This window comes from Paludibaculum fermentans, assembly GCF_015277775.1.
GTDB lineage: Bacteria > Acidobacteriota > Terriglobia > Bryobacterales > Bryobacteraceae > Paludibaculum > Paludibaculum fermentans.
In genome coordinates this window covers 8,931,012-8,945,949 of record NZ_CP063849.1, presented here as the reverse complement: position 1 = coordinate 8,945,949, position 14,938 = coordinate 8,931,012, and the positions used below count along the sequence as shown (strand labels likewise).

The 14,938-nt window shown below is 63.5% G+C and carries 10 protein-coding genes; 5 read left to right on the top strand and 5 right to left on the bottom strand.

All coding sequences use genetic code 11. The features are described 5' to 3' along the window. The first annotated feature begins 102 nt into the window (after positions 1-102). Positions 103-1,188, top strand: a complete 1,086-nt coding sequence (locus tag IRI77_RS35500; RefSeq protein ID WP_194449648.1) for a DUF481 domain-containing protein — start codon at positions 103-105, stop codon at positions 1,186-1,188. Here the strand turns inward: IRI77_RS35500 and IRI77_RS35495 are convergent. Next, positions 1,185-3,296 (bottom strand): alpha-amylase family protein, encoded by a 2,112-nt coding sequence (locus IRI77_RS35495; protein WP_194449647.1) that lies wholly within the window; start codon positions 3,294-3,296, stop codon positions 1,185-1,187. The two genes, IRI77_RS35500 and IRI77_RS35495, sit on opposite strands and share 4 nt — an antisense overlap. A gap of 205 nt (positions 3,297-3,501) precedes the next feature. On the opposite strand from IRI77_RS35495, the gene IRI77_RS35490 reads away from it, so the two are divergent. Beyond that, on the top strand, positions 3,502-4,899 hold the full coding sequence (locus IRI77_RS35490) for an LssY C-terminal domain-containing protein (RefSeq protein WP_194449646.1): 1,398 nt from the start codon (positions 3,502-3,504) through the stop codon (positions 4,897-4,899). A 48-nt stretch (positions 4,900-4,947) separates the two neighbouring features. Next, positions 4,948-6,531 (top strand): mechanosensitive ion channel family protein, encoded by a 1,584-nt coding sequence (locus IRI77_RS35485; protein WP_194449645.1) that lies wholly within the window; start codon positions 4,948-4,950, stop codon positions 6,529-6,531. Here the strand turns inward: IRI77_RS35485 and melA are convergent. The 3 genes from melA to IRI77_RS35470 are packed head-to-tail and all read right to left on the bottom strand — an operon-like array spanning position 6,528 to position 11,513. Then, positions 6,528-7,955, bottom strand: a complete 1,428-nt coding sequence (melA, locus tag IRI77_RS35480; RefSeq protein ID WP_194449644.1) for an alpha-galactosidase — start codon at positions 7,953-7,955, stop codon at positions 6,528-6,530. The two genes, IRI77_RS35485 and melA, sit on opposite strands and share 4 nt — an antisense overlap. Positions 7,956-8,003: 48 nt before the next feature. Beyond that, positions 8,004-10,397, bottom strand: a complete 2,394-nt coding sequence (locus tag IRI77_RS35475) for a glycoside hydrolase family 95 protein (RefSeq protein ID WP_194449643.1) — start codon at positions 10,395-10,397, stop codon at positions 8,004-8,006. 36 nt (positions 10,398-10,433) lie between these two features. Beyond that, a complete protein-coding gene (locus IRI77_RS35470; protein ID WP_194449642.1) occupies positions 10,434-11,513 on the bottom strand; it encodes a mannonate dehydratase in 1,080 nt (359 codons plus the stop codon). A 126-nt stretch (positions 11,514-11,639) separates the two neighbouring features. Between IRI77_RS35470 and IRI77_RS35465 the strand changes: the two genes are divergently transcribed. Further along, a complete protein-coding gene (locus IRI77_RS35465) occupies positions 11,640-12,530 on the top strand; it encodes a ThuA domain-containing protein (RefSeq protein ID WP_194449641.1) in 891 nt (296 codons plus the stop codon). Between the two features lie 2 nt (positions 12,531-12,532). Here IRI77_RS35465 and IRI77_RS35460 read toward each other — a convergent pair whose 3' ends face one another. Then, a complete protein-coding gene (locus IRI77_RS35460) occupies positions 12,533-13,039 on the bottom strand; it encodes a CcdC family protein (RefSeq protein WP_228486491.1) in 507 nt (168 codons plus the stop codon). A 161-nt stretch (positions 13,040-13,200) separates the two neighbouring features. On the opposite strand from IRI77_RS35460, the gene IRI77_RS35455 reads away from it, so the two are divergent. Continuing rightward, complete coding sequence (locus tag IRI77_RS35455) at positions 13,201-14,934, top strand: ankyrin repeat domain-containing protein (RefSeq protein ID WP_194449640.1); 1,734 nt, start codon at positions 13,201-13,203, stop codon at positions 14,932-14,934. The last annotated feature ends 4 nt before the right edge of the window (positions 14,935-14,938 follow it).

Genomic DNA, 14,938 nt, shown 5'->3' with positions numbered 1-14,938 from the left:
CCTGCGACGGGCATCCCTCCAGCCTGTCATGGGAGAATACTGATGATCGGCCGGAGTGCGTGGGGCGCCCGGCCATGACGCGGGCAATCCTTTGACTTAACTATGAAGAAAGCAGCATCCCTCTCATTTTTCCTGGTGTGCGGCCTGGCCGCTACACTCTTCGGAGACCAAATCACGCTCAAGAATGGCGATCGTGTGTCTGGCAAGATCGTCACCGCCGATGACAAGACGGTCGTCATCAAGACCGAATACGCCGGCGATGTCAAGATCGACCGCAGCTCCATCACCAACCTGACGACCGACCAGGTGCTCAACGTGACGCTGAAGGACACGGGCAAGGTACAGGGCAAGGTCGAGACGTCAGCAGATGGCGTACAGGTCAAGAAGGCCGATGGCACGGCGGTGACCGTCAAGCCTGAGGTGGTCACGAACCTTCGTGACGACGCCTCGCAGAAGGCCTTCGACCGCGAGGAAGAACGGCTCCACCATCCCAGGCTGAACGACTTCTGGGCCGGCTTCGTTTCGCTGGGCATCGCCAATTCCAGCGGCAACTCGATCACGACGACGGTCAGCACGGCGGCGTCGGCCACGCGCATTGCGGGTAAGAACAAGCTGAGCCTCAATTTCGCCCAACTCTATGCGACGCAGAGCACCACGCCGCCGCATGGCCAGACGGCGAACAAGGTGAGCGGCGGCTTCCGCATCGACCGGGATATCAGCAAGAGGCTCTTCGTCTACGGCAACAACGGCTATGACTACGACAAGTTCCAGGATCTCGACCTGCGGGTCGTGGTCGGCGGCGGTTTCGGTTACCACGCCTGGGCCAGTAAGAAAGGCTACCTGGATGTGTTTGGCGGCGGCAACTGGAACCGTGAAAAGTACTCCAAGGTCGACAACACGAACATTGTCCGTCAGATTGGCGAAGTCGTGGTCGGCCAGGAGATGGGGTATCAGGCCCTGAGCAAGCTGAAGCTCTTCGAGAAGCTCACCCTGTTCCCGAACATGAGCGATACGGGCGAGTACCGCATGAACTTCGACGCCACGGCCAGTGTCCCCGTGATGAAGTGGCTGGAGCTGAACTTCGGCTTCAGTGACCGCTACATCTCCAACCCGGTGTTCGGCAACAAAGGCAATGACACCATCTTCACGACAGGCATCCGCGTGAGTTTCGACCAGAACAAGCGCTAGCCGCGACCGGTGATGGCGATCACCTCGTACTCACCGATCGAAGGAACCTCAAACTCCAACTGGCCTTCCACCACCCGGAAGGCCAGTTTTGTCTGTGCCGCCAGCGCCTGTGCCCCACGCGGCTGGAATCCCTTGGGCATTGCCAGGCGGACCTTTTGCCGGCCGAGCGGATAGACCTCGCGCACAGGCCCGTGCATCAGCGCCGGATTTGTGTAGTTCAGCAGGTGCAGCGCCAGGCCGGCTTCCGTCTCCCAATAGAAGATGTCGATCAGCCCGGAGCCTTCCACCCTGGTGCCCAAGGCGTTCTTGGAGGCCCAGCGTACGGCGTTGGCGAGTAGTCTGGAGAGATCGGGATTCCAGCTCCGCCAGAGGGTGCGGTCGATGTCGGAGGGGAAGTAGACCATGCGGCCGGGCGCGTCGTGTACGAACATCTCGGGTCCCGACGACTTCGAGTCGCGCGGATAGACCATCTCCGGCGGGAAGGCGGGGAAGGGCGCGATCCGGACTAGCGGAGCGGCTGCGGATTCCTTCACCGCCACACGGTTCTGGGCACCGGGCAGGAGACCAGTCTCCTCGAAGCCATTCAGCACATCGTGACGCTTTTCCACCCGGAAGTAGGAGTTCCGTAGCGGACCTTCCACGCGGCCGGCGAAGGAGGCTCCGAATGCGCCGGCAAGTCCAAACTCCGCGCGGCGATGGCCGTTCTCGTCGTAGAGCGAAGTCTCGAAGGTCGCCACCAGCCCGCCTCCGCCGACGGCGTACTTTTTGAGCGCCTGCACGCTGGCATCAGCGAGAAGGGCGGCGTTCGGCAGGACGATGCAGCTGTACTCGCGCAGGCGCTCCAGGGTCAGGTCCCCGTCGTGGATCAAGTCGAAGGGGATGCGGTTCTCGAGCAGGGCGAAGTAGAAGCCCTGCAACGCTTCGGTATTCCCGTTGAGCTTCGGATGCCAGACCTGGGTGCGCTGCGGCCACACCAACCCAATGCGCGATAGTGACCGCTTATTGAAGAAGTGCTGCTCGTTCTGCTTCAGCCAGGGGAAGACATCGAGCCCGGTCTGCATCCAGCGCTTATCCAGAGGATTGCCACCCAGCCACGTCAGCCAGGGCACCATGCCGCTGGCCGCGCTCTGCTTCAGCCACATATGGGTCTCGACGGGCGCTTTCGACGTATGACGCCAGACCGCGTCGCTGAGGTTGTAGCCGCTGGTCACGTTGGTCACCGGCCGGCCGCGCATCACAGCGTAGCCGATGCGTCCCTGCTGGGCGCAGTCCCACAGGGGGACGTTGCCGGAGCGGTCCTGGTGATCGGCATTCATCCAGCGCGCCACGGCCGCGATGCGCTGGACGTCGGTCTCGGCTCGGATGCTGCCGCCGAGATTGCCGACGTAGACGCGATCGGCGCGGCCCGCACTGGCGGTCTGATCCCACAGTTTCCAGATTTCGAGGACACGCTCCAGGCGCTTTTCGGTCCATTTGCGGAAGACGGGGTCGTTGCGATCGTCCTTCTCCGGCAGGGTTCCGAAGAGCCGTTTACAGGTATCGCAGTAGCAGATGGTCCCGAGGCCCGTCGAAGGCCAGGCGTTGGTATAGAACGCGTCGGGATCGTAGCGATCGCACAGCTCCTGAATGATGGCCGTCATGTGCGTGTCGTAGTAGGCGCTGAATTCGCAGGTGCGATAGAGCTCAGGCGCCTCGTTGTGACGAGCGGGCGTCCCGTCCCTGCGGCGGGCGAACCATTCCGGCCTGGCCGCCTGGACTTCTTCGAAAGCATAGGAGGGATCGAGCCGGGCGATGACGCGGATGCCGGCCTTTTTCGCCGCCGAAGCGTATTCACCGAACAGGTCGCGATTCCCGAGGAACCGCGCGCGGTGGTGCAACGTCAGGTTGGAAGGATAGAACGCCATGATGCCGCCGCAACTCACGATGAGCCCGTCCACGCGCATCTTCGACCAGTATTCGACCCAATACCGGACATCGAGCGTGGCCGCATCCGCCTCATTGATGTTCAATTGGCCCAGCCGCCGCATTCGTAAAAACCAGGGTGCCGAAACGGCCCCGGGCAGCAATCCCGCGGCCGCCAGCGTAGCCATGAACTCGCGTCGTTTCATGCAGTTCTCCCACCGGATGCGGCCTGGAACCAGGCCTCCGGTCCGCCCGCATTCTATCATCCGCCCGGACCTGAACAGCTAGAATGAAAGAACCTGACTTCACGCAAACATGAAGCCTTTTCGTCGATTTCTCTGGGTATTCCCCTTGTGTGCAATGGCGAGCCAGGCGGCCACAGTGTCCGCCGGCACATTGCTTGAATTGCGCTTGCGGCAGAATCTGTCGTCGTACTCCAGCAAGCAGGGTGAGACGATCCGCGCGGACCTGATCGCGCCGGTGCGAGTGGACGGCCACACGCTGCTGCCGCAGGGCTCGCTGCTCTCGGGCACGCTGACGGAGGTGAAGCGCATCGGCTGGGGCGCCAGGAACCTGCGCGCATCGATGAAGCTCACGTTCGACACCATTGCCCTACCCGATGGGACGACGCGGCCATTGAAGACGCGAATCGCGTCGGTGGACAACGCGCGCGAGACGGTGGATCCATCGGGCAAGATCGTCGGCATCCGCGCCACGGCGCCGATGGGCCACCGCCTGGCCGGCATTACGAGGAACATCTTCATCTGGGATCCGCTGCTGCAGATGGTGCTGACCGGCAGCACGGCCGCGGTGCTGCGCTTCCCCGAAGCCGAGATCTACTTTCCCGCCGGCACGGAGATGTTCCTGGCCCTCACTGAGCCGCTGGAGGTCGATACAACCTGGTCGACGCCAATGCCAAGACTGACGGCGAATCCCGAGGATCGCGAGCGGCTGCTGAATCTCGTTCGAAGCATGACCTTCCGGACCTATCGCGAGAAGAATGGCAAGCCTGGTGACTTCGTCAACCTCGTCTTCCTGGGCGAGCCGGAGTCGGTGGAACGCGCCTTCACGGCGGCGGGCTGGATCCACGCCGACAGGCTGACCAAGTCATCCGGCTGGATGTCGTTCCGGGCCGTAGCCGAAGCGAAGCCCTATCCGCGCGCCCCGATGAGCGGCATGCTGCTGGACGAGAAGCCGGCTGTCTTCCAATTTTCCAAGGCGCTGAACAGCTACTCGAAGCGCCATCACCTGCGTGTCTTCGAGCAGCCGGAAGCGTGGAGCCGGCGGCCTGTCCTGGCGGCCAGCTCGACGCAGGACATCGCTGTTACGTTCTCCTTCAGCAACAACCGCCTGATCCACGTGGTGGACCGCAATATCGACAACGAGCGCGCCAAGATTGTGAATGACCTGGCATTCACAGGTTGCGTGGACTCCGCCGAGTTGATTGAGCGCCCGTGGGTGCCGCAGACGACGAAGAACTACACGGGGGAGATCCTGGAGACGGACGGGGCGGTGGCGGTGCTCGAGATCAACCCCTGCCGCACGCCGCTGCGCAGCTTGGATCCCGGCGCTCCGATGCGCGTGAGCGGCGGCCGCATGCAACGGATGGGCCGCCAGGTGATGCTGACGGCGGGCAATGATTTCACCTTCAACAATCCTGTGTACCAGGCAGGCAAGGGCCTCCAGTTTCTCTTCCGCCGCATGCGGGGCCGGGAGGATCGCACGCAGCCGGCGCGTACGGGCCTGCTGCAGCGCAGCCCGCGGCCGACGGACATCGCCGCGCCGCCGGCGGCCACGCTGCCCGATTAGGCGTAGCATCGGGCCTGCGCCCGGTTTACCCTGGATTGAATCAGAACCATGCGAAGCATCCCAGCCTTACCAGTGATCCTGTTCTGCTGCCTATGGGCACAGCAGGCAGGTTCACCCGTCGTCATTGATGGCACGGAAGTGCTGCGGGTCTACACCGGAGCCGCTCCGTTCTCGGCTGAGGAACGGGCTGCCGACATCCGGAGCCGGATCGAAAAGATTGGAGACAAGTTCGCCCGGCCGGCCGTCAGCATCAAGAACCTGCCGTCGCAGAATGTCACGGCCGTCGCCGCCGGATCGGTCTACATCATGCTGGTCACCAACGCGGATGCGGAGGCGGCCGGAGTGCCGCGCGATGAGTTGGCGGCCCGCTACTCGCTGGCCATTCAGACGGCGCTCGAGTCGTATCACAACCAGCACACCGTGGTGAGCTACCTGATCGCTTCGGCCAAGACGCTGCTCGCCTGGGCAGCCTTCTTCCTGCTCTGCTGGCTGATCAAGCGCGGCCTGGACTGGCTGAGCCGGCACATCGCGAACTGGTTCCAGCGGGAGACGAAGGCCCGGCAGGTGCGCGGGTTCGGACTGATCCTGTGGCAGCGTGCTTCGCTGCTGGCCCTCTCGCTGTTGAAGCTGCTCGTGGTGCTCTTTCTGCTGTCGCAGTTCTCGCTGCTGATCTCGTTCTCGTTCAGTCAATTCCCGCAGACTGCCGGCATCTCGACGACACTGATCGACTACCTGAAATCCACGTTCGGCGGCATCGGCCGTTCCGTGGTGGACTATCTGCCCAAGGGCGGCTTCGTCGTCATCGTCTGCGTGATCAGCTACTACCTGCTGCGTCTGCTCATGGTAGTCGCCCGCGCCATCGAGCATAGCGACATCACCGTGCCGGGACTGCATCCGGAGATGGCCCTCCCCACCTATCAACTGGTGCGGATCCTGGTGGTCGTCTTCGCGCTGGTGGTCTCGTTTCCTTATCTGCCGGGCGGGCAGTCAGAGGCCTTCAAAGGTGTGTCGATCTTCCTGGGCGTGCTGATCTCGATCGGTTCCGGCTCATCGGTGGGCAATGTGCTGGCGGGCATCACGCTGACGTACATGCGGCCTTACCGGGTGGGCGACCGTGTCCAATTCGGCGACACCATCGGCGACGTACTGGAGAAGTCGCTGCTGGTCACGCGCCTGCGCACGATCAAGAACGTGGAAGTGGTGATCCCGAACTCCACCATCCTGGGCGGCATGATCCAGAACTTCAGCGCCATGGCCAGGAACCGGGGCCTGATCCTGCACACCACGGCGACGATTGGCTATGACGTGCCGTGGCGGCAGGTGCATGAGCTGTTGATCCGCGCGGCGCAGAACACGGAAGGGATCCTGCTGGAACCGGTCCCCTTCGTCCTGCAAACCGCGCTGAACGACTTCAACATCAGTTATCAGTTGAACGCATTTACGGACCGGCCGAACGAGTTCGAGTTCATCTACTCGAGGCTACACCAGAACATTCAGGACTCGTTCAACAAGGCGGGCGTGGAGATCATGTCGCCCAACTATCTGGCGTTACGGGATGGGAATACGGTGACGACGCCGGAGGCGGACCGGCCTCCGCACTACCAGCCGCCGTCGTTCCGGGTAAATCCTTAACTCCGCTCCAACAGCGTCGAGAACCTCTTCCCGATCGCCAGTGCAGGATCCAGCGGCACATCCACCGGCTCGCAATCGGCCGGGATGCTGATCACGGGCTTCTGCTTGATGTAGCGGCCGTGGAAGCCGGGCAGCCATTCGCGCTGGGCTTCCAACATCTCGGTGCACATCTCGCGAATCTCTCCCAGTGTGCACACGGCACTGGTGAGCGGGTCCATGGCGACCGCCTGCACCAGCCTTTCGGGATCCGCGTTGAGCGCTGCCTCGGCCGCCAGCAACTGCACGTTCACATTGGTCATGCAGAGCGCCGCACACTGCGGGGGAAGATCACCCACCACAGTCGGCCGCAAGCCTGTATCGTCGGCGAACGTTGGCACCTCGACACAGCAGCCGCGCGGCAGGTTCGTGATGTAGCCGTCATTCCGCACGTTGCCCATGAAGCGGAACGGCTTGCCCGTTGCCACGGCCTCCATGATGTAGGAGCAATACTCCACACTGCGGTGACTGATTTTGGTCGACTCGGTCTCCAGCGGATCGTGCTCGGCGTAGATGTCCGCAATCGCCTTGCACCAGGAGTAGTAGGCTCCGCTTTCTCCGCCGAAGCTCGGCTCGTCGCAGTAGAGCTCCATCGCCTTGGCGTTCTTGCGGAACCACGGGACGTATTCGCTGAGATGGCCGGTGCTCTCGGTCATGAAGTAACCGAAGTGGCGGAACACCTCGCCGCGCACCTTTTCGTTCTTGTAGAACTCGGGCCGCTCGAAGACCGCCCGCAGGTCGGGATAAAGATCCTCGCCCTTGTGCTCCAGGCGAAGGAACCAGTCCATGTGATTGATGCCGCCGCAGGTGTAGGTGATCTCGTCCTTGGGCACGTCGCAGTAGCGCGAGATGAGATCGAGCGTCGTCTGGACACCGTGGCACAGGCCGACAAACGAGACTTTGGACGCCTTGCCCAGCGCCAGGCAGTTGGCCGCCATGGGATTCGCATATTGCAGCAGGATCGCGCCGGGCTTCGCCAGCCGCTCCATGTCCTTGGCGATGTCGACCAGCAGGGGAATCGTGCGCATCCCACGGAAGATGCCGCCGGGCCCGAGGGAATCGGCGATGCACTGGTCGACGCCGTACTTCAACGGAATCTTGTAGTCGAGCCCGAACGCCTCGACTCCGCCCACCTGAACCATCACCACGACGAAGTCAGCGTCGCGGATCGCTTCCGCGCGATCGAGGGTCGCCCACACGCTGCCGGGCAATCCGTTGTCACGCAGCATACGCTGCCCGAAGGCTTCCATTGCCCGCAGCTTCGGCTCCGTGCGGCTCATCAACGCGAATTCACTACCGGCCAGCGCCGGAGTCGCCATGATATCGCTCATCAGCGTCTTGCAGAACACGATGCTGCCCGCACCGATCATTGCGATTTTATGTGCCATGCCCAATCCCTCCTGCTGCCTGATGTTCTACCACAGCGCGCGCTCGTTCTACCGGAACGTGACTTTGTTCTCACCCGCCGGGAGGCGGACGCTGACCGTTCCATCGGACTCCGCACGCAACGCCAGCGGCTTGCCCGCCGAGGTGATGGATGCGATCTGCTGCCCCTTGGGCGGCCGGACTTTGTGCGTCGCGGCCGTAGCCGGTTTGAGCACCGCGGAAGCGGCCTTGCCCGCGGTCCACTGAATCGACACTTCCACATTGCCCCGTGCCTTCAGGCCCTTGACGGATCCGCCGGCCCAAGCCTTGGGCAGCGCCGGCAGCAGGCTGATCTCGCCCGCGTGGCTCTGTAGCAGCAGTTCCGCCATGCCGGCCGTGCCGCCGAAGTTGCCGTCGATCTGAAAGGGGGGATGGTTGTCGAACAGGTTCGGCAGGGTGGACTTCGCCAGCAGCGCGACGATGTTTTCATGGGCCGTGTCACCCTCTTCCAGGCGAGCCCAAAAGTTGATGATCCAGGCCCGGCTCCAGCCGGTGTGGCCGCTGCCGGCCTTCAACCGGCCTTCGAGCGTGTTGCGCGCCGCGCGCGCCAGCTCCGGAGTCCCGCGCAGCGTGATCTGGTTGTCCGGATGCAGCGCGAACAGCGGGGAGATGTGGCGGTGGCCTGGATCCGGCTCGTCGTAGTCTTCGGCCCATTCCTGCAACTGGCCGCGCTTGCCCACCTGGAACGGCACGAGTTTCGCGCGGGCCGCGGCGACCTTCGTCCGGAACTCGGGATCGATGCCCAGCACCTCACTCGCCTGAATGAGGCGATTGAACAGCGCCCGCGTGATTTCCGTGTCCATCGTAGGCGCCATGCAGAGCACGCCGACTGCGCCGCCCGCGGTGCGGTAGCGGTTCTCGGGACTGATGGACGGGCCCGTGATCAGATGGCCTTTCCCGTCATCCTGCAGGTAGTCGAGGAAGAACTCCGAAGCTTCCTTGAGATCGGGATAGGCGCGTTCTGCCAGGAATTTACGGTCGCCGGTGAACTCGTAGTGATCCCAGGCATGCAGGCTCAGCCAGGCCGCGCCCATCGGCCAGATGCCGTAGATTGCGCCATCGATGGGCACCGCGTGGCCCCAGCCGTCCGTATTGTGGTGCAGGACGAAGCCGCGCGCTCCGTACAGTTCTTTCGCGATACGCCGTCCGTCCGGCTTGGCCTTGTCGATGAGGTCAAAGAGCGGCAGGTGCAGTTCCGACAGATTGCACGTCTCCACGGGCCAGTAGTTCATCTCGGTGTTGATGTTGATGGTGAACTTGCTGTCCCACGCCGGAGCCAGGCTGTCGTTCCAGATGCCCTGCAGGTTGGCGGGGTAACCGCCGGGCCGGCTGCTGGCAATCAGCAGGTAGCGCCCATATTGGAAGTAGAGGGTCTCGAGCGCCAGATCGGGCTCGCCAGCCTGGACGCGCTTTAGCCGCTCATCGGTAGGCAGGTCAGAGACTGGGCCATCGAGGTGAAACTCCATGCGGCGGAAGAGGCGCTGGTGATCGGCAATGTGGTCGGCCAGTAGGGCAGTGTAGGGCTTGCGTGATGCGGTGGTCGCAACCTTCAAGGCGTTCTCAGCCACCGCCGCCGGCCCGAGCACCGGAGCCGGCTCCTTCACCGTCATGTCCGTCGCTGCAGCCAGCAACAGTGTGACGGCATTCGCCCCATCTACGATCAACTCCTGCCCCTCCACACGCTTCCGGCCGCCCGTTTCCAGCATCAGTAATTTCGCCGCGAACTTTACGCCCTCGGGCCGCTCGTCGGCATGGAATCTGTCGTGGACCAGCGCCTGCCCCTTCATGGAAACTCCTGCGTTCGTCGCAGTGGTCTTGCTGTCCGCTTCCCTCGTCAGCGTGGCCGAGAACGACAGCCTTCCCGGCTTGTCGCAGGTCAGACGAACTACCAGGACGTGCGCCACGGCGGACGCAAAGACCTCGCGGGTATAGGTCGCTCCCCCCGATTGGTACTCTACCCGCACCACTCCGCGATCCAGGTCCAACATCCTGCGGTATCCGGTGACCTCTGCCTGGTTGCTGAACTTCAGCACCAGGTCACCCATAGTCTGATAGGGCGGCAGCCGCTTCGGCTTCGAGATGATCGACTTCTCGGCCAGCGCCTCGGCCTCCTTGATGCGGCCTTCCTTCAACAGGCGGCGCACCTCGGGCAAGGCCTTGGCCCCCTCGGGGTTGTTGCGATCGCGCTTTTCGCCGGCCCAGATGCTGTCTTCGTTGAGCTGGATCTTTTCCACGGGTACGCCGCCGAAGACCATCCCGCCCAGGCGGCCGTTGCCTACCGGCAGCGCCTCCACCCACTTCGCCGCCGGCTGGCGGTACCAGAGCGTGTTCGCTCCCGGAGCCTCACCCCACAGCACCGGACACACCAGCAATGCCGAAGCCAACCCCAAACGCACTGATCGCATATTCACTCCCAATGTCCCCTTCGATTCGGCCGCCCCTTAGGAGTGCGGCAGCTTGTAGGCATCGAGGATGCCCCGCATATACCCAATCGCGAACACCTTGCCGCCCATCGCGTAGCCCGGCCGGTCGTTCTCTTCGCCTTCCAGCGTTGGAGCGTGGTCGGGCCGCATGGGGCCGTTGAAACCGCCTTCGCCGTAGATCTTCAGCATCCGAGCCATGTCCGTCGGGCCGTTGTCGTGGAAGGTCTCGCGGAACCGTTCGCCCTTGCCTTCGATGTCGCGGAAGTGCACGAAGAAGATCTTCTTCTCCTTCAGCCACTCCTGGGCCAGCGAATAGACGTCTTCGCCCATGGCCACGAAGTTCGCCTGGCAGTATGTGATGCCGTTCACCGGGCTCGGGACAATGTTCATGATGCGCCGGTAGTTCTTCGCACTGATGACGATGCGGGCGAGGCCGCGCAGCGGCGACAGCGGCGGATCGTCCGGATGCAGCGCCATCAGGATGTTGTGCTTCTCAGCTACCGGGATGACCGCCTTCTGGAAGTACTCGATGTTCGACCACATCTGCGCTTCCGTCACTTCGCCGAACTTCGTCAGGCCCAACTTCTTCGCGTCGGCGTTGTTGAACTCGGAGGTCAGCGCGCCGCCGCGTTCCTTCAGGTCGACGCGTGTACGGTACCAGCCCAGGCCCGCCATGAAGTTGTAGCAGACCATCGGCACGCCCACCTGGGCTAGCGCCGCGATGGCCGCCTGGTAGTTCTCGAGCTCCTCATCGCGTCCCGGCAAGCCGAGCTTGATCTTCTCCGCTGGTACAGGGTGGCTCTCGACACCCGCAATCTTCAAACCAGCGGCGGTGAATTCTTCTTTGATCTTCGTCAGCGCCTGGACGTACTCCGTACGCGGCACCTTGGCCAAAGTCGAGTTCACATTGACGATCGCGTGATTGATCCCAATCTGCCTGGCCAGCCGCATGCGCGAGACTTCGCCCGGGTTGAGGATCTCGGAAAACTGGATGCCGCCCTGGCCGGTTGTCCGGCCGGCGGGAGCCGCCTCCGCCGCGCTCAAAGCGAACGCCGCCAGCGGCGCCTTCACATAAGTTCGACGAGTGATGCGGGCCATCGAGTACTCCTTCGCCCGACATGCTATCAGAGCCAGCCTGGCGCAGCGGGAGCGATCTGGCCGGTGGGCGGTGGAGCCGGGCCTCGCGGACACTATACAATGCGGCGTGTGCACGGGTAATTCTCTATGCCAACCCTCTCTCGACGCCAGGTTGTTCTCTCCGCCTTCGCGGCCGCACCGGCGGCCCGGTTGCCCGTCCTCATTGTCGACGGCATGAACAACCACGACTGGAAGGCCGGCACCCGTGCCCTGCGCGGCATCCTGGAAGCCTCCGGGCGCTTCCAGGTCGAAGTCTCCACGACGCCCTCCACTGCCGTAGACCAGGAAGGATGGGCGCGCTGGCGGCCTGAGTTCCACCGCTATTCCGTTGTGATCAACAACTTCAACGGCGGCCACAAGAGCGATGGAGTCCGCTGGCCCACCCCCGTGGAACAGAGCCTCGAACAGTACGTGTCGAAGGGCGGCGGCCTGGTCGTCTTTCACGCCGCCAACAACGCGTTCCTCGAATGGACCGACTACAACGAGATGATCGGCCTGGGCTGGCGCGACAAGACCTTTGGACCCGGGCTGATCCTGGATGAACACGAGCGAGTGGTTGTCGTGCCCGCTGGCGAGGGGCTCGGCCCGGGCCATGGCCCGCGACACGATTTCGAGATGTCGGTCCGGGATCCACGCCACCCCGTCACGCGCGGGCTACCGAAGACCTGGGTCCATCCCTCTGAGCAATTGACGCACGGCCAGCACGGGGCCGCGCAGCCGAAGCATGGGGCAATCGAGAAGGAACTGCGGATCCTCACCTACGCGCTGTCGAAGGACTCGCGCCGGCGCGAGCCGCTGGATTGGGTTCGGTCCTGGGGCAAGGGGCGTATCTACACCACCATGCTCGGGCATACGTGGAAGGATGAACCCAACCCGAACCTGCTCGATCCGCACTTCCAGACACTACTTGTGAATGGAACAGAGTGGGCGGCTACCGGCCGCGTCAGCGCCAGGCCGGCGATCGGTTGGGCCGGGTAAGCTCAGGCCGATGGGAGCGCCAAGGTGCTGGTCAGAGCCCGATACTCCAGGAACATCTGCGATCTCCAGCGTACGATCATTCCGAAGGCGAGCAGATAAGCGAGAGCCGCGGTCTGCTGCCCGGAGAGGATCGTGTCGAGATAGCCGCGCGCCGCGAAGCGGATCGCGAACAAGCCCAGCAATACGGCAAAGAAGGCATTCGAGCGCCGCATCATGATCGCCTCGCCATCCCGTTCCAGGCGAGTGGTCCGCAGCAGGGGGTAGGCAAGCAGCAGCGCTCCAATGAGCACGGCGCCCAGCGCCCACAGCCAGGGAATCCGGAACGCGGGCAGCACGAACATCGACATGCCGGTGGCCATGCCTAGCGGCGGGATCACGATCTTCTTGATGGAGACGGGCCCTTTCGCCTCGCGCACACGCCACAACAGCACGGCCAGCAGGCCGAGGATCGGCCCCACTAGCCTCGTCCCACTGGGGAATGGAATCGACATGACGGAGAGGCTCAGCATGCGATATGCAATTGGCGGGGTCTTGCCGACCCACACTCAGATGGTGCAGGATCGCCTGTCCGCGGCGCAACAAGGGCGGCGCGGCGCCTCCTAACTTTCGATTGACTCTGTACTGTTCTGTACTGATACTAGTCGGGTCCGAGTGCGGAGGAGAGCATACGATGATCCGGTCTCTTGCCTGTGCCACGCTTTGTCTTTCGGCGCCCGTGTTCTGTGCGGCCCCATCGCAGCAACAGGTCCGCGCGGCCGCCCAGCGGTCGATCGCCTTGATCCAGAAGGTAGGTTCGAACTGGAAGGTCCCGTGCTACTCCTGCCACCACCAGACGATGCCGGCGGTGGCGTTGGAGACGGCTCGGGCGCACGGTTTGGCGGTCGATGAGAAAGTGGCCCAGGCTGTCGCCGGCACCTCGCTCGAGTTCCTGTCGTCCATCGACGCCGCGGTGGAAGATCGCAGGCTGATCGATCCCGCGCTGAGTGAGGGATACTTCCTATGGGGCGCCCAGGCGTCGGGGATTGCGCCCAGCCTGACGCTTGCGGTGTACGCGCGACGCCTCGCCAATCTTCAATTGGAGGATGGTCACTGGTCCAATTTCGACAACCGTCCGCCGCACAGCCAAAGCGTGTTCACTTCGACAAGCCTGGCGGCCGCCGCCGTGGCTTACTACCTGCCGGAGGAGTTGAGCAGGCAGCGGGCAGCCACGCTGGCCAAGGCGCGCCTGTGGCTGAACGGCACGAAGCCGGCTGACACCGAGGGCTCCACCTTCCGACTGCTGGGCCTGAAGTGGGCGGGCGCCCCGGAAGCCGACCGCAAAGCGGCCGCCCAGGAGTTGCTCGCCCGCCACAACAGCGATGGCGGCTGGCCACAGGTTCCCGGCCTGGCAAGCGACGCCTATTCGACCGCTCAAGCGATCACAGCCCTTCGCCAGGCGGGCCACGTCAGTGCCGGCCAAGCCGAAATCGAGAATGGAGTTGCCTGGCTGGTGAAGAACCAGCGGCCCGATGGAGCCTGGCTGGTCAAAACGCGCCTCCGCACGCCGGCGCAGGTCAGTCCGCCCTACTTCGAGAGCGGATTCCCGGGCGGTCACGACCAGTACCTCTCCTGTGCCGCCACCAGTTGGGCAGTCATGGCGCTGGCCGAGATGCTGCCGGCTGCTGCCAGTCCAACCGTGGCGGCGCCCGTCACCAGCGCGACCCCTCGCGCAGAGCAGCCCTGGATGAAGACAGCGCTGTTCGGCTCCCTCAGCGAGCTGACCGCACTGCTCGACAAGGGGCTCGACGTGAACACGGCCACACCGGAGGGGACTTCACTGCTCATGATGGCCGTCGACGACGAAGCCAAAGTACGGCTGCTGCTCGACCGCGGCGCCAACGTCAACGCCCAGTCCAAATCGGGCTACGACGCCCTGCTGGTCGCCTCGCTGGTCAAGGGCAACAGGCCCGTGCTCAAAGCACTGATCGCGAAAGGCGCCAGCCCCAAAACCAGGGCGAATGTGAAGTTCAGAATGACGCCCCTGATGCGCGTTGCCTATACGGGCGACGTCGGCATGGCCGAGGAGTTGATCGCTCACGGCGCGGATCCAAAACAGTTCTCCATGCTGACCGGCCTGGCTGCCATGACGCCACTTGGGGTTGCCGTGGCCTTGGGCCAGTATGATCTGGTTCGATACCTGATTAAGAGTGGCGTGAGCGTCGACGAGACCGATGACGACAAGATGACCAACCTCTCCTGGGCTGCGCTTTCTCATCGCAACGACAGTGTGAAGCTGCTGCTGGAGCTGGGCGCGAATCCGAATCACGTGGATAAGTTTGGATTCACGCCCTTGCGTCACACCGGCGGCATCTCCGGCTTCTCCAGTGAGACCGCCGATCTGCTCAAGCCGTTGGCCAGGAAGTAGACCG